Raw genomic sequence first — 18,362 nt, 5'->3', positions numbered from 1 at the left:
GCATGGCTGTCGCGCGCCTGTCCTATATCAATCTGTTTGCCCGCGACATTGTCGCGCTCTCGGCCTTTTATGCAGAGCTGTTCGGCTTCACCGAGATCGCGGCCCATCGCTCGCCGATCTATCGCTGCCTGGATGCCAACGGGCTGGAGCTGGGCTTCAATGCCCATGAGGCTTATGCGCTGCTGAATCTGTCGGATCGCCAGCCGGCGACGGCAGACGCGGTGCCGCTGGGGGCCTATTTCACGGTCGAGCTTGCATCCGCTGATGCAGTCGATGCCGCCGCTGCGGAGTGTCTGCGTCTGGGTGGCGCCGTGCTCAAGTCACCGTATCTGACCTATTATAATGCCCGTCAGGCGGTGCTTGCCGATCCGGAAGGCAATGTGTTCCGCATCAATCACCGCATCGGGCCGCGCACGCCCTATGACGATTTGCCGGTGGAGCAGCGGCCGGTCAAACGCTGAGTCTCGCTGCGCTGGCCACGGATTTGTCGTGGCTTTGTCGCGGCCGCGCCACGCTTGCAACCCCATATTGATGTGGTCCGGCCGGTATGGCGGCTGGTGCACGTATAACACGAATGATGGAGAGGAACCCATGAAGCGCATATTCGCTACAGCGTCCGCCATGGCATTCGCCCTTGCGGTTCCGGGTCTGGTCCTGGCTCAGGAGAAAACACCCGGGACTCTCATGGATACGGAGCCGGTAAAGCCGGCCGCATCCGACACGATGGCGCCGATCCCCGGCACCGGCACAGCTGAGGTAAAGGGCAACAAGTTGATCGGCGCCGATGTGAAGAACGGCGCCAATGAAAAGATCGGTGATGTCAACGAAGTGCTCGTGACCACCGATGGCAAGGTCAATGCCGTGATCGTTTCGATTGGTGGCTTTCTTGGCATCGGCGACCGCAAGGTGGTGATGCCATGGGAGCAGTTGCGATTCAGCAGCGAAGGGAGTCAGCTCGTGGTCGTGACTAACGCGACCAAGGAAACGCTGAAGACCATGCCGGAATACCAGGATCCGGCGCGCGCCTCGTCGCAGCAGCCGGCGCGCGTGCCCATGGGTAGCGGAGCAGGTGGCAGCGGTACGACGGGTACCGGTGGCGGCGGCATTGGCGGGATGGGCGGCGACACCTCGCGGCCGATCCGTCCGGCACCCAGTACGTCGGACTAAACGTCGGACTAAAGTCTGGAAAAGAAAGCCCGTCCGGCGGCTGGCCGGACGGGCAAGTGGTACTGGCGGGGGGGAAAGACGTCAGCAGGTTTCGTTGTTGAACAGCGAAACGGCTTGCCGGGCGGCGTAATTGGTGGTCAGCGCCGTCATGGCGCCGGTGCGGCCATAACCGCTGCCAAGCTGGCTCTGCTTGGTCGCGCCGCGGATAATGGCATCGAGCAGCTTCTTGTTGGCGTCGCGGGCGGTCCGCACCACGATCTCGTTGCGATAGCCGACCTTCTGCATGTCGGCCAACAGGTTTTCCAGCTTCTTGCGCTCGGCTTCGGGCGCATTGCGCAGGGCTTCGGGATTCTGGTTCAGCACCTTCTGCTTTTCACGCAGCAGGCCGGCGATGACGCGTTTCTGTTCGCTGGTGCGGTCCAACTGGTCATAGGCAAACCGCTCAAGCATGGCGGTCTCTTCCTGCATGACGTCTTTCAGCTGGATGACCAGGTCGCTGAGTTCGGCAATGGTGGGCAGGACGGCGCCGTCACCCTGATTGTCGACCACCCGGGGTGCCGTCGAAATGCCCAGGCGCTGGGCGGCGCGGTCGCTCAAAGGCTGGGGGCGGCGTGGCGGTTGCGGCGGCTGCTTGTTGATCATGACTGGGCCTCCTGCATCTTCAGCATCTGGCCATACACCATATCGGCGATGCCGATGCCGCGGCCCTTGGCCATGGCGCGACCGTACTGGTCGTTCAGGAAGGACTTCCAGGTGCCTTCGGCACTGCCGCCACCGGTCAGGGTGTCGGTCTTCACGCCGGCAGACATGGATTCGAAGACCTGGGTGAGGAAGAAGGCTTCGAAATCTTCCGCAGTCTTGCGGACGTCGGCCTTGGTCTTGGACTTGAAGTTGTCGCTGCCCACACGATCGGCGCGGGCCTGGTCGATGGCGAAACTGTTGATGGCGGGCGAGGCGGAGATGCTGGACATGTCACATCACCTGGATTTCGGCCTGCAGCGCGCCAGCGGCCTTGATCGCCTGCAGGATGGTGATCATGTCGCGCGGGCCGACGCCAAGGGCATTGAGACCGTCGACCAGTTCCTGCAGCGACACGCCGCGCTTCAGGATGCCGAGGCGGCGATCCGCCTGTTCGTCGACCTGGATGTCTGTGCGCGGCACCACCACGGTGGAGGCGCCGCCGCCGATCTGGCCGGCCTGGCCGGCCGTGCCGGTGCCGGGAACGGCCTGGGTGATGGTGTCGAACACGAAGTTGCCACTGGCATCGCGCACCGGTTCGCCGTTCGGGCCGATGCGCGGCACCTGCACGGTGCCGGTGGCGGCCGAGGTGCCGGCGATGCCGGCGACGCTGGTGGGACCAGGCGCGAAGGGATTGGGCTGCGAAACCTGCGCGGTCTCGGTGATGCGGACGGTGAGCGAGCCCTGGGCGATGGCAACGGTATCGATGCGCACATTCGGACCCATCACGATGGTGCCGGAGCGCTCGTCGATGATGACGCGGGCCATCTGGTCGGTTTCGACCTGCAGCTGCTCGACCTCGGTCATGAAGCCGATGATGTCGCGGCGGAAGCGATCCGGGATGTCGATATGCACGGTGGTCGGATCCAGCGCGCGGGCGGTCGGCACGCCGGCCAGCGTCGAAACGGCCTGGCTGATGCGGCGGGCGGTGGTGAGATCGGGGTTCTTCAGTGCCAGGCGCAGCACCGGCAGCGAGGCGAGCTCGAAGCCGACCTCGCGCTCCACGATGGCGCCATTGGCGATGCGGCCGGCGGTGGGCACGCCGCGGGTGATCTGGGCGGCGGCGCCCTGGGCCTTGAAACCGGAAACGGCAATCGCGCCCTGGGCCACACCGTAGACTTCGCCATCGGCGCCGAGCAGCGGGGTGACCAGCAGCGTACCGCCCTGCAGGCTCTTGGCATCGCCCATGGTCGAGACAGTGACGTCGATGCGGCTGCCATGGCGGGCGAACGGCGGCAGCGAGGCGGTGACCATCACGGCGGCCAGGTTGTTGGTGCGGTAGGTGCCGGCGTCGCGGATGTTGACGCCGAAACGCTCCAGCATCGCCGCCAGGCTCTGCTTGGTGAAGGGGGCGTTGGTCAGGCTGTCGCCGGTGCCGTCCAGGCCGACCACTAGGCCGTAACCGACCAGCATATTGTCGCGGATGCCTTCGAAGTCGGCGATGTCCTTGATACGCGAGCCGGCCTGGGCCTGAGTGGCCACGATCAGCATCATCAGGGGCAGCGCCAGCGCCAGCCGCAGCATGGTGCGCAGGGTCAGGGGGCGGGTCTTCTTGGCAGCGAAGCGGATCATCTCGCGTCTTCCTCAACTCGTGACCGGTCGCCGGGACCGGTTCTCTCGTGCCGAATAATGCGATTGTCATGCCAAGGGTAATGGCATTGATTTTATTTGGATTTTCGGCCAGGTTCGGGTGCCATGCGGCAAAAAATGCCGGCTTTACCCGGCCAGTCTTATCGGGCACCATGGCACGAGTTAAGAGATTGCAATTCCATGAGCATCGATAAAGTCAAAGGCCCGGGCGGCATCGCGCCGGGCGGCCCTAAGCGTTCGACCGGCACCAGTGCGGCCGGAGGGCCCAGTTTTGCCAGCATGCTGAAGGGGGCGGAGAAGCCCGCCGGTCAGGTCGGGCAGGCGGCTCCGGTGACGGCCCTCGACGCCATGCTGACCATCCAGGCAGTCGACGAACAGGGCGGCGGGCGGCAGAACCGCCAGCGCGCCTTCCGGCGCGGCTCGACCCTGCTGGAAAAACTCGACGAAATCCGCCATGGCCTGCTCACCGGCAGCATCCCGGCCGCCCGTCTCCAGACGCTGGCACAGACCCTGCGGGCCGAGAAGATGAGCGTCGAAGACCCTCAGCTGGCCGAAGTCCTGGCCGAGATCGAGCTGCGCTGCGAGGTCGAATTGGCCAAGTTGGGCCTGTAGAAATCAATCCGGACTCGGACGTTTCATAATTATTTCAAGAAATCAAAGGCTTCTGGCTTTTTCGACAGCCTTGCTCCCGGGCGGGCCGATTCATATACTCCCGCGCGCCGCGGCTTAGGGTATCGGAGTCGCTGCGGCGCCTGGAGGGTCTCTTACATGGGTATCCAATTGAAGGCGAATTATAAGCCGACCGAGAGTGAGTCCTTCATGAACCCGCGCATGAAGGAATACTTCCGCCGCAAGCTGCTGGCCTGGAAGGAAGAAATTCTGCGGGAATCGAACCAGACCTTGCAGCACCTGCAGGAAGACACCGCGCAGGAGCCGGATATCGCCGATCGGGCCTCGACCGAGACGGACCGCTCGCTGGAGCTGCGGACGCGTGATCGTCAGCGCAAGCTGATCTCCAAGATCGACGCCGCAATGAAGCGGATCGACGACGGGACCTATGGCTACTGCGAAGAGACCGGCGAACCGATCTCGCTCAAGCGCCTGGAAGCCCGTCCGATCGCCACGCTGTCGATCGAGGCGCAGGAGCGCCACGAGCGTCGGGAGCGGACCCATCGCGACGACATGTAGTCTGTCGTCTTCGTCCAAAACACGAAAAGGCCGGTCTTCTGACCGGCCTTTTGCGTTTCCATAAGCCCCTGGCGTTTTGCCGCGGTCCGCATCCTGCGGTCCTGACGCACGTTCTGGCGCGCCCGAATTTCGGGCGGGGCTGGATCCCTTCCGACTTAGAAGGGGAAGATGATGTCGTAGACCTGCTGACCCCAGCGCGCCTGCTGCACATCGGTCAGCTGACCGCGGCCGCCGTAGGAGATGCGCGCTTCGGCCATCTGGGTATGGGTGATGGTGTTGGTGGCGGTGATGTCTTCCGGCCGCACGATGCCCTGGATCAGCAGTTCACGGACTTCATTGTTCACCCGCATTTCCTGACGGCCCTGCACCACCAGGTTGCCGTTCGGCAGCACTTGGGTCACCAGGGCAGCCACGCTCAGGACGATCTGCTCCTGACGGTTGACCTGACCCTGACCCTGGACCTGCGAGGCCGAGTTCACACCAACCGCATTCTCGGGATCGATGTTGTTGAACACCTTGTTCAGGGCCGAAGGCGCGCCGGCGCCCGTGGTCACGGCGCCGGCAACGAGGCCGGCCTCCATGCCGAGGAAGTTCGGAATGCCGGCGGTTTCGCTGTTGGCCCGCGAGGTCGACGTGTTGTTCTGCAGCTGGGCGCGTTCCTGGATATTGACCTTCACAGTCATGATGTCACCCACCTTGGTGGCGCGCGGATCCTTGAAGAACTGGCGCGCACCCGGCCGCCACAGCGAGTTGGCATGGCGCGGTGTCACTTCCGGCGCCGGCATCGGCAGGCTGACCGGGCGGTAATCGCGGGCTTCGGTCGGATTGTCGATCCTGCTCATGTCCGGGGCTTTGCCGATATCGGCAAGGCGGCCGAGATTGCCGCAGGCGCCCAGCGTCACGGCGAGGCCGGTTACAGCGGCGACACGCAGCATGGCGGCGAAAGGAGCGGGTTTGGTCTGGCGGATCATGACGATGGTCCTTCTAAGCACAGTCAAATCAGTTCGAGGCAATGACGCGGGCAGCAGTCAGGACCTGCACCTGGTTGGCGGCGATCACCGTCGCCTGCACGGTCTTCTTGCTCTGCACGTTCATCACCTGGATCACATCGCCGATGCTGCCGGCTTCCAGCGCGCGACCGGTGGTGGTCAGCGTCATGCCCGGGCCCTGGGCCACCATGGTGACGAGGCCGTTCTTGGTGATGGCTTCCGGCCTGCCGACATCGGCAGAGCGGATCGGGCTGCCGGCATTCAGCGGACGGCGCGGGCTCTGGCCGATCAGATCGTCCACGCGGTCGATATAGCCGCCGCCGTAGCGGCCGGCCGGCACACGCAGCCATTCGATGTCGTTGCGGTCGATGGTCTGGCCGACATTGATGCGGTTCTTCAGCACCGGGATGGCCTCCACCGACTGGGCGCGGCCACTGACCTTGATCGCCTCGCCGCCGCCATGGATGCCGATGGCGGCATAGAAGCGGCCGCTGCGCGCATCGAAGGAGAAGCTGTCGAACCGCAACACGGCAGCGGCGGTGGCCGGAACTTCCAGTTCGTTGCCGGTACCATGGAAACTGATTTCCACCGGCTGGCCACCATTGCGCTGCTGCACCATGTCGGCGATCCGCTTGCCGATCTCGCGTTCGCCGATGATGCGGGCGCTGGCGACGGCGATCTGGGTCTGTGCCGGCGCGACCGCCGGGATCGCTGCCGCGGTGAGGGCGGCGGCGGCAAAGCCGGCGAGGGTCAGAGTGCGAAGCGGGGTCATGATGATCTCCTGAACTATGCGTCTGGCCGATTACCGGAGGCGGCCGGCGGTCTGCAGCATTTCGTCCGAAGCCGTGATCACTTTCGAATTCATTTCGTAAGCGCGCTGCGCCGTGATCAGGTTGGTGATTTCCTGCACCGGGTTGACGTTCGAAGTTTCGACATAGCCCTGGCGCAGGACGCCGAAGCCTGCGGCATTCGGATTGCCCACCGTGGGCTGGCCCGAGGCCGGCGTTTCGAGATAGAGATTGTCGCCGGTCGACTCGAGGCCGGCGTCATTGATGAAGGTGGCGAGCTGGATCTGGCCCAGCTGCTGCGGCTGCGCCTGGCCGGCGATGCGGGCCTCGACAATGCCGGTGGCGTCGATGCTGACCGCCAGCGACCCCTGCGGCACGGTGATGCCCGGCTGCAGCTGATAACCGTCGACCGTGACGATCTGGCCCTGGCCATCGACCTGGAACGAACCGGCGCGGGTATATGCGGTTTCACCCGACGGCAGCGTGATCTGGAAATAGCCCTTGCCGCTGATGGCGAGATCGTAAGAGTTGCCAGTGGTGGTCAGGTTGCCCTGCTCATGGATGCGGTAGACACCCGCCGTGCGCACGCCGACGCCGATCTGGACACCGGTGGGCACGATGGTGTTGGCATCCGACGAGGTCGAACCCGGCCGGCGCATGTTCTGATAGAGCAGATCCTGGAATTCAGCGCGCTGGCGCTTGAATGCCGTCGTGCTCATGTTGGCGATGTTATTCGAGATAACTTCGACATTGAGCTGCTGGGCCATCATGCCGGTGGCGCCGGTGCTGAGCGAACGCATGTTAGGTCTCCTGGTCCGTCAATCGTTTAGTTCGTGCGACCGAGGCGCTGGATGGCCTGCTTCAGCCGATCATGCTCGCCGTCGATCAAGTTCTGGGTGGACTGGTACTGCCGGGTCAGCTCGATCATGTTGGTCATCTCGAGGATCGGCTCGACATTCGATGCTTCCAGCATGCCCTGCAGCATGGTGCTGGCGGTGCCCGCGGCCTTCGGCTGCTGGGTGGTGACGTAGAGGCCCTGCGCCGTCTTGCGCAGTTCCTGTTCGCTGTCGAAGGTGACCAGGTCGATCTTGGCGATCTGCTGCTGGCCGATATTGAGGGTGCCGTCGACGGACATCGTGGGCGTGCCGCCCAGGCCGTCGTTCGGCAGGATGATTTCGCGGTCGCGGTTATCGAGCACCGGATGGCCACCGCTGGTCACGAGTCGGCGGTCGGCGTCCAGGCGCAGGTGGCCGTCGCGGGTGTAGCGGCGGCCCTGGGGGGTATCCACAGTCAGGTAGCCGTTGCCGCTGATGGCGAAGTCATAGGTGTTGCCGGTCTGCTCCAGCTTGCCGGCGCGGAAGTCGCGCAGCACGCCGAAGTCATTGACAAAGCTAACCTTTTCTTTCTGGTTCGGGCCCTTGAGGTATTCCTCGAACAGCACCCGCTCGCCCTTGTAGGCGTTCGAATTCATGTTCGCCAGATTGTTGGCGATGGCATCCATCTCTCGACGCATCGAGGACAGGCGGGACAGGCCGATATAGGTCGCGTTTTCCATGGCACCAAACTCGTGGTTGGTCGTTTGCTGCCAAGGGTATTGCAGGCAGCGTGCCAACAGATTTTTTGCCGGAAAACGGCCGTTAAAATCGTAAAACCTGACCACTGGGCGATTTCTGACCCCCACCGCCGGCCCGCGACCCGGCAAAAACTGCCGGGCGGTGATAAAGTATTAACGGTGGGCCCTTACCAATGGCATCTGGAGCGAACCGGCCACAGCCGGATTCTGGGGCCAGGGATGTGCCGGCATGAGTGACGAGACTGAAGGCGAAGTTGACGGCGAAGGCGAAGGCCATGCCCCCAAGAAAAAGGGCAAGCGCGCCATTGTGATCATTGGTGCGGTGGTGGCGCTGCTGCTGCTCGTGGGTGGTGGCGGTGCGGCCTATTTCTTCCTCTTCGCCAACAAGCATGAGGAAGCCGAGGTCAAACCCGAGGTGCCGAAGGTCACGGTCTTCTACGACCTGCCCGACATCCTGGTGAACCTGAACTCGACCGGCCGTCAGGCCTCTTATCTGAAGCTGAAGGTGGCGCTGGAGCATAACGAGCCGCTGTCGACGCCCAAGCTGAACGAGTTGCTGCCGCGCGTGGTCGATAATTTCCAGATCTACCTGCGTGAACTGCGACCGGACGATCTGGTCGGCTCGGCCGGCCTGTACCGTTTGAAGGAAGAACTGCTGATCCGGGTCAACCAGGCCGTGGCACCGATCAAGATCAACGACGTTCTCTTTAAAGAGATGCTGATCCAGTGACCAAGCGAGACAGTCATGGCGGATAATACCGAAGACGGCGCGGAATGGGCTGGCGGCGCAGGCGATGACGGCGGCGGGTCGACCCGCATCCTGAATCAGGACGAAATCGACAGCCTTCTTGGTTTTGACGCCAGCGTCGAGGAAGACGCCGACAAGGCCGGCATTCGCGCCATCATCAACAGCGCGCTCGTTTCCTACGAGCGTCTGCCGATGCTCGAGGTGGTGTTCGACCGCCTGGTGCGTCTGATGACCACCTCATTGCGTAACTTCACGTCCGACAACGTGGAAGTCTCGCTCGACAATATTACGTCGATCCGTTTCGGCGACTACCTGAACTCGATCCCGTTGCCGGCCATCCTCAGCGTCTTCCGCGCGGTGGAGTGGGACAACTACGGCCTGCTCACCGTCGACAGCTCGCTCATCTATTCTATCGTCGACGTGTTGCTCGGTGGTCGCCGCGGCACGGCGGCGATGCGTATCGAAGGTCGTCCGTATACGACCATCGAGCGCAACCTGGTCGAGCGCATGGTCAACGTCGTGCTCGACGACATGCGCGCCGCCTTCGAGCCGCTGGCGCCGGTCAACTTCTCTTACGATCGCATCGAGACCAACCCGCGCTTCGCCACCATCGCCCGGCCGGCCAATGCGGCAATTCTTGCCCGCCTGCGCGTCGACATGGAAGATCGCGGCGGCCGTCTCGAGCTGCTGCTGCCCTATGCCACCCTGGAGCCGGTCCGCGAACTGCTGCTCCAGATGTTCATGGGCGAAAAGTTCGGCCGTGACTCGATCTGGGAAAACCACTTGGCCACCGAGCTGTGGTCGACCGATGTCGAGATCGAAGCCGTGCTCGATGAGCAGGTGATGACGCTGGGCCAGGTGATGGCACTGGAAGTCGGCAAGACCATCATGTTCAACGCCACCCCGGAATCGGTGGTGATGATGCGTTGCGGTGGCATTCCGATGGTCGAGGGCCGCATGGGCCGCATGGGCAATAACATCGCGGTCAAGATCGACCGCACGCTGAAAAGTTTGGGAGGTGTGGGATGACGCTGACCCTGATCGTTGAGCTTGTTGTTGCTGTTCTGCTGGTCATCACGCTCACCATTTCGTTGGTGCTGAACCGCCGCCTGGGCAACCTGCGTGCGAACCAGGACGAGATGCGCCGCCTGATCGGCGATTTCGACAAGGCGCTGGTCAAGGCGCGCCAGGGCATGACTGAACTAAAGACGGCATCGGCCGCCGCCGACACCTCGCATGAAGAGCGCATGAAGCAGGCCAAGACTCTGCGCGACGAACTCGGCTTCATGGTCGAGACCGCCGACCGCCTGGCCGATCGTCTGGCCGGCGAAGCCACCAACACGCGCGGCTTGCGTCAGGAACGGGCGCAGGAGCGCAGCCAGGATCTGGGCGTCGCCCGCGATGGCGACATGCTGGCCAGCAAGATCGTGCCGCCGCGGCCGCAGGCACCGGTGACGCCGTTCCCGGCCAAGAAGGCGCCGGCCAATGGTGCGCCGGTCGGCGGTGCCAAGGATTTCAAGATCGAGCCGCGCTCGGAGGCCGAGCGTGAGTTGCTGATGGCCCTGAGGCAGGCGCGATGACGATTGCCGCGCGGCAGCCGGCGATGCCGGCTTCGCCTCCGACCGCGCGCCGGTCGCTGGCGGGCCGCGTGCGGATTCTGCCGCTGACGATTTTGGCGGTGGCCTTGCTGCTCGGCCTGAAGATCGGCGCCTTGTGGCAGGGGCGGGCCGAACTGTTTGTCACCGGGGCCGGCGCCCAGCAGGGCAATCAGCCGGCTGCCGGCCAGCCGACGCAGCTGACGCCGCAGGCGCAACAGACGCAGCAGGCGCCGCAGCAGCTCGCCCAGGCGCCGGCGCAGCCGGCGGCCAATGCGCCATCCTCGACGGCCGTGCCGCAGTCGGCGCCATCGACCCGCGCCGGATCATCCAGCGTGCAGTCGCTGGCGGATCGCGATCCCACCACCTTCACCCGGGCGGAAGTGGAGCTGCTGGCCAATCTGGCCCAGCGCCGCGAGCAGCTCGAGCAGCGGGCGCGCGAGATCGATCTGCGCGAAAGCCTGCTCGGCGCGGCGGAAAAGCGGATTGACGACCGGCTTGCCGAGCTGAAGAAGCTGGAAGCCAGCATCAAACAGATCGTGCAGCAGTACGACAAGCAGGAAGAGCAGAACCTGCAGGGCCTGGTGAAGGTCTACGAGAATATGAAGCCGAAGGATGCCGCGCGCATTTTCGAGAAGCTTGAGCCGAACATCCTGCTCGGCGTGGTCGAGCGTATGAAAGAGGCCAAGCTGGCACTGGTGCTGGCGGATATGAGTCCGCAGACCGCCCAGGATCTCACGGTGCGACTGGCGACGCGCAAACAGATTCCGCCCAGCGTGCGCAGCGGCGCCGAAATCCAGCTGCAGAATCCTGCACCGCCGGCACCGGTATCGGCACCGGCAGCCGCAGCACCGGCGGCGCCTGCCGCGGCCGCGCCGGCCCGCCGCCCGGGGGCGGGCGGCTGAAATCAGGGTTAATTATGGGTTAACTGCATGATGTAGTTGGGGAAACCCGGTCTTGTGGGTTTCCCTGCACATGTTAAAATCCAAGTGAAATATCGTTACAGGCGGGACCAGAATCGGTTCTGCGCACCACCATCATCACTGCCGCAGGAGGCGAGCAAGGATGTCCATAGATCTCAGCGTTCTGATTTCAGGTACCTCGACCACAGCGGCGACCATGTCGCCGATGGCGATGTACAAGAAGCTGCAGAAACTCGCCGAAGAAAACAAGACCGCCGCAGAACCCGACGCCGCCCAGGAAGCGGCGAAGGCGAAGATGCGCGAGATGAACAACGCGGCGATCCGCGTGCGCAACAATCAGTATCGCGACACCAACGCCCAGGTCGTCAACGACGCGACCTATTACAAGAATCGCATCAAGACGGCGACAACCGCCACCGAGCTGGTGAACGACGACCGCTTCCTCAAGGTGCTGGCCACCGCCAACGGCTTTGACGACATGTACCTGCATGATCGCCAGCGTCTGCGTGATGTGCTGCTCAGCGACCTGAACGATCCCGCCTCGCGCGCCCGCACGGGCACGCTGCGCGATCTGGAGCTGGCGAAGAAATACAATTTCGGCGCTCCCGGCGATCAGCTCGACGTTGACGGCAACACCGTCGGCCTGGATACGGAGGGCCGCATCGTCAACGACGCGACGGTCGACGCGCCGCTTTCTGCGGGTCTGGCCAAAATCCGCAACCTGATCGTCGACCTGAACGGCAAGGCCCAGGTCACCAAGAATTCCAAGGATCCGGCCGACGACGGCAAGCTGATCTTCGGTGCGGATTCGGGCGACCGCGACATCAACATCTACAAGTCGAAGTCGCAGAAGGCCATCCTGCCCGAAGAGCAGGCGCCGAAGCCGACCCTTTCGGTGAACTATTACGAATTCGCCGGCGACGACTTCGACAAGTTCCGCTCACGCAAGGATGTGCAGCGCGAGATCGATTATTACAAAGAGAACATCAAGGACATCAAATCGGTCGACGATTTCTTCAATGACTCGCGGCTGGTGAAATTCGTCCTGTCGTCCTTCGATCTCGAGAGCGAGGCCGTCTATCCGGGCAAGATCCGCAAGATTCTGGAAAGCGACCTGAGCGACCCGGATTCGCTGGCCAACCGCTTCCAGGATGTGCGCTTCAAGAAGATGACCGAGCTGCTGCAGATCAACTTCCTCAAGGAAGGCAAGCTGAAGCTCGAATCCACCACGCTCGACCTGACCCGTCAGTACGAGCGCGTGGCGTATGAGAAGCATCTGGACGAGCAGGCGCCCGGTGTGCGCGCCGCTATCGAATTCGAGCGCCGCGTCAAGGATGTGACGCAGACGGTGCAGCTGCTGGGCGACAGCGTCATGCGCGACGTGGTGCTGGTCGGCAACAATATTCCGAAGGAACTCGCCTATCAGGAAGTCGATGCGCAGATCACGGCGCTGGAAAAGCGGATCGACGTCAAGGCGCTGACCAGCGACAAGGCCGAGATCGACAAGCTGGTGACGCGGTATCTGACCTTCAAGGGTACTGAAGGCACCACTGGCAGCGGCAACAGCTATCTGCTCGACCTGTTCGGCTGATTCCCCTTTTCCACGGTCGCGTGTAAAGTCGACGGCATGGCCGTCGATCTTTCGTCCTTTCCTGTTCTCGTTGTCGACGATCACCGCACCATGCTGGCCATTATTGCCAAGCAGTTGCGCGATCTGGGTTTCGGCATGGTCGATACGGCCGGTGATCCGGTCTCCGCACTGACCATGCTGCGGCGCCAGCGCTACCGCCTGGTACTGTCGGACTGGAACATGGAGCCGATGGACGGGATTGCCTTTCTGCATACGCTGCGCGGCGATCCGGATTATGCCCAGGTGCCCTTCATCCTGATCACGGCCGAGGCACGGCCGGAGAACGTGCTGCAGGCGCGGCGGCTGGGCGTCGATGGCTATCTGGTCAAACCCTTCGATGCGGCCGGCCTGCGGGCGAAGCTCACGGCCGCCATCGGTCCGTTCTGAAATCCGCCACGCCGGCCCCGACGGGACCGGCATTTGCGCCGATCTTGCCGAAAGAACAATCTGTTAATGATATCGCCTTATCCTGCCAGACTCCTATAATCGCACGTATCAATGGGCGATTCTGGGCAGCTCGAAGACTGGATTGAGGTTGGTGCAGACAGGGACCATGGCTGATCGTCGCGATAGTCCGACCGCGACCCCGGACGTGGCGCTGGGGCAGGGCAGCCGGCTGGCTGTGCTACGCCGTCTTGCCATGGCGGGGACGGCCGCGCTCGCGCTGCTGGCGCTGGATGACACCGCGCTGCGGGCGCAGACCCTGCCGCAAAACAATGCGGCTCCGGTCGGGCAGAGCCAGCCCCAGGCTGCACCGGCGCCCGCCGCACAGCCTGCCGCGGCGGCCGTGCGCCTGCGCGCCGGCGAGCATCCGACCTATACCCGCCTGGTGTTCGACTGGCCCGAGAAGGTCGAGTACAGCCTGAATACCGAAGGACGGCAGGCGGCCTTGCGCTTTGATCGCGCCGGGCCCATCGATCTCGGCCGTCTGGCGCAGTTCCCGCCGCGCAATGTCAGCGCCCTGGCCACGCGCACTGATGGCGGTGCCAGCATCGTCAGTTTCGGCATTCCGGAAGGCGCGGCGATTAAGGCCTGGCGCGATGGCAACAAGGTGGTGCTGGATATCACCCCGGCTGCCGATGCCAAGGCCGCAGACGCGAAACCGGCCGAACAGAAGCCGGCGCCTGCGCAAACGGCCGCACAGGCGGCGAAGCCCGCCGATCCGAAACCCGCAATGCCGCCTGCCGCGCCGGCTGCAGCTCCGCAGCCTGTCGTCCCGCCCCAGCCGGCGGCACCGCCGGTCGCCGCTGCACAGCGTCCCGGCACGGCTGCGCCGCAGACCAACACACCGCCGGCCAGTGCCGCAGCTCCTGCCGCTCAGCCGCCGCGCGACCAGCCAACCCTGGCCAATAGCGGTTTGCCCGCTGCCGCCCCGGTGGCCGGTGTGCAGACCGCGCCGCTGGGCACCTTCATGCCGGCGCCGCCGGTTGGTCCTCAGCGCGGCGAACCGCTGGTGCCTTCGGTGGATTCCAGCCGCACCGGCCCGCTGCTGAATTTCCCCTGGAGCCGGCCGGTTGCCGCCGCCGCCTTCATGCGCAATGGCAATCTCTGGCTGGTCTTCGACCGTGCCGCGTCGGTCGATCTGCGTCCGATCACCACCCGCGACTGGGGCGGCGCCATCAACAGCATTGAGCAGCTGCCGGTGCCCGGCGTGACCGTGCTGCGGTTGCAGGTGCCGAGCGGCACCACGGCCAGCTTCACCCGCCGCAACACCGGCTGGCAGATCAGCATCAACACCATCCAGCCCGAACAGCTGGTGCCCAAGGATGTGGCGCCCGCCGACGACGCGGTGCCGGCCCGCGACCGGCCGCAGGAAATCGACGTTCGCCGTCAGCTGGATGCCGATGGCGGCGCCAAGCTGTTCTTTGCCGCCAACGATCCGTCACCGCAGCTGGTCATCCCCGATCCGGATACCGGCGACAGCCTGACGGTGGTGCCGTTTGCCGGTGCCAATGGCGGTGTTTCAGGACGCCGCGATTTCATCGAACTGAGCGTGCTGCACAGCTTCCAGGGCTTTGCGGTGGAGCCGCATGCCGACAATCTGGTCATCAACCGTTTTCCGCGCGGCATGGAGATGGGCACGCCGAATGGCCTGTCGCTTTCGGCGCCGCGTGGTGCCGATCCGAAGAGCGGTGCGACGGAGATCTTGCTGTTCGGCGATTGGCGCAAGGTCGACGGCAAGACCTATAACGAACAGGAAGAGGTGCTGCAGCGCCGGTTGGCGCTGAGCCCGCTGAGTCAGCGCCAGAATGCGCGTATTGCGCTCGCGCAGTTCTATGCCGCCAGCGACATGCAACCGGAAACGCTGGGCGTGCTGGCCCGGGCCCGCGCCGAACAGCCCGATCTGGAGCGCGACAAGCTGTATCGCGCCCTGCGCGGCATTGCCTATATGAAACTGGGCCGCACCGCCGATGCGGCCAACGATCTGGATTCGAAGATTTTCGACGACGATCCGGATGTGCTCGCCTATCGCGGCATGCTCGCGGCCGAACGCGACGACTGGCCGGCGGCGCGCCGCAGCTTCTCGCTGGCCGGTGCGGCGGTTGCCAAATTCCCGCCCGATCTGCGCGCACAGCTGCGTCTCACCATGGCGCGGTCCTGGCTGGCTGGCGGCGATGTGGCGGCGGCGACGGCCGAACTGCGGGCGCTGGAAGGGGACAGCCTGACCCGCGGCCAGGCGGCGGAAGGCAATTACATCCGCGGTCTGCTGGCCGATGCGACCAACAAGCCGGAAGAGGCGATCCGCTATTTCGACCTTGCCTCGGGCAGCGGCGACCGGCGCGCGCGCGCACTGGCCGAATACGCCAAGACCGACATGATGTTCGCCCGCAAACTGATCAATGTGCCGCAGGCGATCGAACGCCTTGATGGCCTGCGGTTCGCCTGGCGCGGCGGCCCGTTCGAATTCAACCTGTTGCGCCGTCTGGGCGAGTTGCAATTCTCGATCGGCGACCTGCGCAGTGGCATCACCACCTTCCGCCAGCTGGTGAAGTATTTCCCGCGCTCGCCCGAAATGCCGCTGCTGACCCGGCAGATGAGCGATGAATTCACCAAGCTGTTCCTCGATGGCGGCGCCCAGGCGCTGCCGCCGCTGAATGCATTGGCGCTCTATTACGATTATCGTGAGCTGACGCCGCCGGGTCCGGAAGGCGACGAGATCATCAGCAAGCTGGCCGACCGCCTCGTCTCGGTCGATCTGCTCAATCGTGCCGCAGAATTGCTGGAGCATCAGATCCAGTATCGCCTGCGTGGCGAGGAGCGGGCCAGGACCGGTGCGCGGCTGGCGGTTGTCTATCTGCTGGACCGCAATCCCGATGCGGCACTGAAGTCGCTGCAGATCACCCAGGCCGCCAATCTGTCGCTGCCGGTGCAGCAGGAGCGCAAGCAGCTGGAAGCGCGCGCCCTCGGCGATCTCGACCGTTTCCCCGAAGCGCTCAACCTGATCGCCCAGGATCCCAGCCCGGAGGCGCGCGCGCTGCGCTCCGACCTGCACTGGCGCGCCAAGGACTGGACGGCGTTTTCGCGCGTCGTCAGCCAGATGCTAGGCAATCGCAATGCCGATCCCGCGCCGCTGCTGGCCGACGAGCGCAAGCAGGTGATGCAGCTGGCCGTGGCCTATTCGCTGAGCAATGACACGGCGGCGCTGGATGACGTGCGTCGCAAATACGAGGCAAAGTTCCGCGACACGCCCGATGCCGCCACCTTCGCTGCGGTTTCCAGCACGCTGACCCGTGCCGCCGGCGATCCGCGCGAACTGGCTGCGGCCATCGCCCAGATCGGCCAGTACGAGGCCTTCATGAGCCGCTACCGCGAACGCGTGGCCAAGGGCGGCCTCAGCGCCATCAACTAGGATCTTGGAAATGCGGGAGCGGCGGCCGGCTGGCCGCCGTCATCTGGCGACGAAGCTTTCCACCAGCGCCGCGCAGACCAGGTTCCAGCCGTCCACCAGCACGAAAAAGATCAGCTTGAACGGCAGTGAGATCATCACCGGCGGCAGCATCATCATGCCCATCGACATCAGCACCGATGCCACCACCATGTCGACCACGATAAAGGGAATGAACAGCAGGAAGCCGATCTCGAAGGCGCGCTTCAGTTCGCTGATCATGAAGGCGGGGATCAGCACGCGCAGCGGGATGGCGTCGGGGCTGGCCGGCGGCGGCAGCTTGGCAAAGCCGGTGAACAGCGCCAGGTCCTTTTCGCGGACCTGGCCGCGCATGAACTCATGGAATGGCGCCATCGAACGGTCGAAGGCGGCGCGTTCGTCGATCTGTTCCTCGATCAGCGGCTGGATGCCATCGTTATAGGCGCGTTCCATATACGGCTGCATGATGAAGAAGGTGAGGAACAGCGCCAGGCTGACCATCACGGTATTGGGCGGCGTGCCCTGGGTGCCGAGCGCACTGCGCAGCACCGACAGCACCACGACGATCCGCACGAAGCTGGTCATCACCACCAGGATGGATGGCGCCAGCGCCAGCACCGTGGTCATCAGCACGAGCTGAACCACGCGGCCGGTCAGCGAGCCACCCTGGCCCATGTCGATATTGACCGACTGCGCCAGCAGCGACGACGGCATCAGCAGCAGGATGGCGGCGAGACCAAGGCCGGCCGTGACGGGCAGCAGGCGCCGGATCGCGGAAAGGCAGATCGCGGGAAGAATGGACATCAGCGGTCCCGGCCGGGGACGCGCAGCGTGGGCCAGCCGGCACTGTCGGTCGGCGGTTGCTGCGGCGGCTGTGTGGGGTCGCTGGCGCGACGGCGCGGCTGCGCCGGATCGGCGGGCGGCGGGGCCGGGATACCGGTCTCGATTACAACGTCGCCGTGATTGCCCAGCAGCAGCAGATGTTCGGTATCGTCGCGGCGCACCAGCACCAGGCGGCGGTTGCCATCGACCACGGCGCTTTCGATCACGCCGATCCGCTGGCCCGGCCGCATCTTGCCCAGCCGGCTGCCGCCGGACAGCGCGCGCGCGCCGAACCAGAACAGCCCGAGCAGCAGCAGCAGGGCGCCAAAGGCGATCACGACTTGAGTGGGATTGATGCTGTCCATCTGCGATCCGTAAATTGCGCGCTACTCTGTAAGCCGGTCCCGAGTCGGGTCAAGCTGCCTTGCCGGCGCGGCGGTTCAGCCGCCGGGAGCCTTGCCCTGGGTGCGGTAGATGTAGCTGAGGATCTCGGCCACGGCGGCAAAGGCTTCCAGCGGGATCAGGGCGTCGAGGTCCAGCTTGGCCAGGATTTCCACCAGGTCGGCGTCCTGGCGGATGGTGATGCCGTTATCCAGGGCGATTCTGATGATCTGGTCGGCGATATGGCCCTCGCCGGTGGCCACCACCCGGGGGGCGTCCTCCATCTCCGGCTCGTAACGCAGCGCCACCGCCCGGGAACGGGGCGGTTTTTCAGGCTTTTTTACGGGCTTGTCAGGCACGGGCAG

21 protein-coding genes are annotated in these 18,362 nt (G+C 64.4%); 11 read left to right on the top strand and 10 right to left on the bottom strand.

The features are described 5' to 3' along the window. The first annotated feature begins 2 nt into the window (after nucleotides 1-2). Both AC1ROT_RS02730 and AC1ROT_RS02725 read left to right on the top strand, forming a co-directional pair. On the top strand, nucleotides 3-461 hold the full coding sequence (locus tag AC1ROT_RS02730; protein WP_492970258.1) for a VOC family protein: 459 nt from the start codon (nucleotides 3-5) through the stop codon (nucleotides 459-461). Between the two features lie 130 nt (nucleotides 462-591). Further along, nucleotides 592-1,167, top strand: coding sequence for a PRC-barrel domain-containing protein (locus AC1ROT_RS02725; RefSeq protein ID WP_492970259.1), 576 nt, complete (start codon nucleotides 592-594; stop codon nucleotides 1,165-1,167). Between the two features lie 81 nt (nucleotides 1,168-1,248). Here the strand turns inward: AC1ROT_RS02725 and AC1ROT_RS02720 are convergent, their stop codons facing one another. From AC1ROT_RS02720 to AC1ROT_RS02710, 3 genes are read right to left on the bottom strand one after another with little or no spacing between them, the layout of a single operon-like run. Next, a complete protein-coding gene (locus AC1ROT_RS02720; protein ID WP_492970260.1) occupies nucleotides 1,249-1,809 on the bottom strand; it encodes a hypothetical protein in 561 nt (186 codons plus the stop codon). Next, on the bottom strand, nucleotides 1,806-2,138 hold the full coding sequence (locus AC1ROT_RS02715; RefSeq protein WP_492997130.1) for a rod-binding protein: 333 nt from the start codon (nucleotides 2,136-2,138) through the stop codon (nucleotides 1,806-1,808). Before AC1ROT_RS02715 ends, AC1ROT_RS02720 begins: the two co-directional genes overlap by 4 nt. A 1-nt stretch (nucleotide 2,139) precedes the next feature. Then, nucleotides 2,140-3,477 carry a flagellar basal body P-ring protein FlgI gene (locus AC1ROT_RS02710; protein WP_492997129.1) on the bottom strand — a complete coding sequence of 446 codons (1,338 nt, stop codon included), beginning with the start codon at nucleotides 3,475-3,477 and terminating at the stop codon, nucleotides 2,140-2,142. 198 nt (nucleotides 3,478-3,675) lie between these two features. Between AC1ROT_RS02710 and AC1ROT_RS02705 the strand changes: the two genes are divergently transcribed. Continuing rightward, complete coding sequence (locus AC1ROT_RS02705; protein ID WP_492970263.1) at nucleotides 3,676-4,107, top strand: flagellar assembly protein FliX; 432 nt, start codon at nucleotides 3,676-3,678, stop codon at nucleotides 4,105-4,107. A 156-nt stretch (nucleotides 4,108-4,263) separates the two neighbouring features. Continuing rightward, nucleotides 4,264-4,683 (top strand): RNA polymerase-binding protein DksA, encoded by a 420-nt coding sequence (dksA, locus tag AC1ROT_RS02700; protein WP_492970264.1) that lies wholly within the window; start codon nucleotides 4,264-4,266, stop codon nucleotides 4,681-4,683. Nucleotides 4,684-4,838: 155 nt separating this feature from the next. On the opposite strand, the gene flgH is transcribed toward dksA, so the two are convergent. Genes flgH through flgF form a run of 4 tightly spaced genes read right to left on the bottom strand, consistent with a single transcriptional unit; the run spans nucleotide 4,839 to nucleotide 8,015 of the window. Next, the gene (flgH, locus tag AC1ROT_RS02695) at nucleotides 4,839-5,654 is read right to left on the bottom strand and encodes a flagellar basal body L-ring protein FlgH (RefSeq protein WP_492970265.1); all 816 of its coding nucleotides are present in this window, start codon (nucleotides 5,652-5,654) and stop codon (nucleotides 4,839-4,841) included. 28 nt (nucleotides 5,655-5,682) lie between these two features. Beyond that, on the bottom strand, nucleotides 5,683-6,444 hold the full coding sequence (flgA, locus tag AC1ROT_RS02690; RefSeq protein WP_492970266.1) for a flagellar basal body P-ring formation chaperone FlgA: 762 nt from the start codon (nucleotides 6,442-6,444) through the stop codon (nucleotides 5,683-5,685). Nucleotides 6,445-6,474: 30 nt separating this feature from the next. Continuing rightward, nucleotides 6,475-7,260 carry a flagellar basal-body rod protein FlgG gene (flgG, locus tag AC1ROT_RS02685; protein WP_492970267.1) on the bottom strand — a complete coding sequence of 262 codons (786 nt, stop codon included), beginning with the start codon at nucleotides 7,258-7,260 and terminating at the stop codon, nucleotides 6,475-6,477. A 26-nt stretch (nucleotides 7,261-7,286) separates the two neighbouring features. Beyond that, complete coding sequence (flgF, locus tag AC1ROT_RS02680) at nucleotides 7,287-8,015, bottom strand: flagellar basal-body rod protein FlgF (RefSeq protein ID WP_492970268.1); 729 nt, start codon at nucleotides 8,013-8,015, stop codon at nucleotides 7,287-7,289. A gap of 247 nt (nucleotides 8,016-8,262) precedes the next feature. On the opposite strand from flgF, the gene AC1ROT_RS02675 reads away from it, so the two are divergent. From AC1ROT_RS02675 to AC1ROT_RS02645, 7 genes are all read left to right on the top strand, one after another. Then, entirely contained in the window at nucleotides 8,263-8,763 is a 501-nt protein-coding gene (locus AC1ROT_RS02675; protein ID WP_492970269.1) for a flagellar basal body-associated FliL family protein, read from the top strand. Between the two features lie 15 nt (nucleotides 8,764-8,778). After that, nucleotides 8,779-9,810, top strand: coding sequence for a flagellar motor switch protein FliM (gene fliM / locus AC1ROT_RS02670; RefSeq protein WP_492970270.1), 1,032 nt, complete (start codon nucleotides 8,779-8,781; stop codon nucleotides 9,808-9,810). Continuing rightward, a complete protein-coding gene (locus AC1ROT_RS02665) occupies nucleotides 9,807-10,361 on the top strand; it encodes a DUF6468 domain-containing protein (protein ID WP_492970271.1) in 555 nt (184 codons plus the stop codon). Before fliM ends, AC1ROT_RS02665 begins: the two co-directional genes overlap by 4 nt. Beyond that, nucleotides 10,358-11,281 (top strand): MotE family protein, encoded by a 924-nt coding sequence (locus AC1ROT_RS02660; protein WP_492970272.1) that lies wholly within the window; start codon nucleotides 10,358-10,360, stop codon nucleotides 11,279-11,281. Before AC1ROT_RS02665 ends, AC1ROT_RS02660 begins: the two co-directional genes overlap by 4 nt. A 160-nt stretch (nucleotides 11,282-11,441) precedes the next feature. After that, nucleotides 11,442-12,890 carry a DUF1217 domain-containing protein gene (locus AC1ROT_RS02655; protein ID WP_492970273.1) on the top strand — a complete coding sequence of 483 codons (1,449 nt, stop codon included), beginning with the start codon at nucleotides 11,442-11,444 and terminating at the stop codon, nucleotides 12,888-12,890. Between the two features lie 36 nt (nucleotides 12,891-12,926). Then, the gene (locus AC1ROT_RS02650) at nucleotides 12,927-13,316 is read left to right on the top strand and encodes a response regulator (protein WP_492970274.1); all 390 of its coding nucleotides are present in this window, start codon (nucleotides 12,927-12,929) and stop codon (nucleotides 13,314-13,316) included. A 166-nt stretch (nucleotides 13,317-13,482) separates the two neighbouring features. After that, nucleotides 13,483-16,779: a tetratricopeptide repeat protein gene (locus AC1ROT_RS02645; protein ID WP_492997128.1), complete on the top strand. Its 3,297-nt coding sequence runs from the start codon at nucleotides 13,483-13,485 to the stop codon at nucleotides 16,777-16,779. Between the two features lie 39 nt (nucleotides 16,780-16,818). On the opposite strand, the gene fliP is transcribed toward AC1ROT_RS02645, so the two are convergent. The 3 genes from fliP to AC1ROT_RS02630 form a co-directional block, all read right to left on the bottom strand. Further along, nucleotides 16,819-17,598 carry a flagellar type III secretion system pore protein FliP gene (gene fliP / locus AC1ROT_RS02640; protein WP_492997127.1) on the bottom strand — a complete coding sequence of 260 codons (780 nt, stop codon included), beginning with the start codon at nucleotides 17,596-17,598 and terminating at the stop codon, nucleotides 16,819-16,821. After that, on the bottom strand, nucleotides 17,598-17,981 hold the full coding sequence (locus tag AC1ROT_RS02635) for a flagellar biosynthetic protein FliO (protein WP_492997126.1): 384 nt from the start codon (nucleotides 17,979-17,981) through the stop codon (nucleotides 17,598-17,600). The genes fliP and AC1ROT_RS02635 overlap by 1 nt, the downstream gene beginning before the upstream one ends. Before the next feature lie 75 nt (nucleotides 17,982-18,056). Further along, complete coding sequence (locus tag AC1ROT_RS02630) at nucleotides 18,057-18,356, bottom strand: EscU/YscU/HrcU family type III secretion system export apparatus switch protein (RefSeq protein ID WP_492970278.1); 300 nt, start codon at nucleotides 18,354-18,356, stop codon at nucleotides 18,057-18,059. Nucleotides 18,357-18,362: the final 6 nt, after the last annotated feature.

It is taken from the genome of Ferrovibrio sp. GW821-FHT12E11 (genome assembly GCF_058806975.1).
This window is presented reverse-complemented; position numbering and strand designations above follow the sequence as displayed.

What these genes read in the sequence shown, in the direction of transcription:
- AC1ROT_RS02730 (WP_492970258.1), top strand. Translation starts at nt 3, where the DNA reads ATGGCTGTCGCGCGCCTGTCCTATATCAATCTGTTTGCCCGCGACATT.
- AC1ROT_RS02725 (WP_492970259.1), top strand. Translation starts at nt 592, where the DNA reads ATGAAGCGCATATTCGCTACAGCGTCCGCCATGGCATTCGCCCTTGCG.
- AC1ROT_RS02720 (WP_492970260.1), bottom strand. Translation starts at nt 1,809, where the DNA reads ATGATCAACAAGCAGCCGCCGCAACCGCCACGCCGCCCCCAGCCTTTG.
- AC1ROT_RS02715 (WP_492997130.1), bottom strand. Translation starts at nt 2,138, where the DNA reads ATGTCCAGCATCTCCGCCTCGCCCGCCATCAACAGTTTCGCCATCGAC.
- AC1ROT_RS02710 (WP_492997129.1), bottom strand. Translation starts at nt 3,477, where the DNA reads ATGATCCGCTTCGCTGCCAAGAAGACCCGCCCCCTGACCCTGCGCACC.
- AC1ROT_RS02705 (WP_492970263.1), top strand. Translation starts at nt 3,676, where the DNA reads ATGAGCATCGATAAAGTCAAAGGCCCGGGCGGCATCGCGCCGGGCGGC.
- dksA (WP_492970264.1), top strand. Translation starts at nt 4,264, where the DNA reads ATGGGTATCCAATTGAAGGCGAATTATAAGCCGACCGAGAGTGAGTCC.
- flgH (WP_492970265.1), bottom strand. Translation starts at nt 5,654, where the DNA reads ATGATCCGCCAGACCAAACCCGCTCCTTTCGCCGCCATGCTGCGTGTC.
- flgA (WP_492970266.1), bottom strand. Translation starts at nt 6,444, where the DNA reads ATGACCCCGCTTCGCACTCTGACCCTCGCCGGCTTTGCCGCCGCCGCC.
- flgG (WP_492970267.1), bottom strand. Translation starts at nt 7,260, where the DNA reads ATGCGTTCGCTCAGCACCGGCGCCACCGGCATGATGGCCCAGCAGCTC.
- flgF (WP_492970268.1), bottom strand. Translation starts at nt 8,015, where the DNA reads ATGGAAAACGCGACCTATATCGGCCTGTCCCGCCTGTCCTCGATGCGT.
- AC1ROT_RS02675 (WP_492970269.1), top strand. Translation starts at nt 8,263, where the DNA reads ATGAGTGACGAGACTGAAGGCGAAGTTGACGGCGAAGGCGAAGGCCAT.
- fliM (WP_492970270.1), top strand. Translation starts at nt 8,779, where the DNA reads ATGGCGGATAATACCGAAGACGGCGCGGAATGGGCTGGCGGCGCAGGC.
- AC1ROT_RS02665 (WP_492970271.1), top strand. Translation starts at nt 9,807, where the DNA reads ATGACGCTGACCCTGATCGTTGAGCTTGTTGTTGCTGTTCTGCTGGTC.
- AC1ROT_RS02660 (WP_492970272.1), top strand. Translation starts at nt 10,358, where the DNA reads ATGACGATTGCCGCGCGGCAGCCGGCGATGCCGGCTTCGCCTCCGACC.
- AC1ROT_RS02655 (WP_492970273.1), top strand. Translation starts at nt 11,442, where the DNA reads ATGTCCATAGATCTCAGCGTTCTGATTTCAGGTACCTCGACCACAGCG.
- AC1ROT_RS02650 (WP_492970274.1), top strand. Translation starts at nt 12,927, where the DNA reads ATGGCCGTCGATCTTTCGTCCTTTCCTGTTCTCGTTGTCGACGATCAC.
- AC1ROT_RS02645 (WP_492997128.1), top strand. Translation starts at nt 13,483, where the DNA reads ATGGCTGATCGTCGCGATAGTCCGACCGCGACCCCGGACGTGGCGCTG.
- fliP (WP_492997127.1), bottom strand. Translation starts at nt 17,598, where the DNA reads ATGTCCATTCTTCCCGCGATCTGCCTTTCCGCGATCCGGCGCCTGCTG.
- AC1ROT_RS02635 (WP_492997126.1), bottom strand. Translation starts at nt 17,981, where the DNA reads ATGGACAGCATCAATCCCACTCAAGTCGTGATCGCCTTTGGCGCCCTG.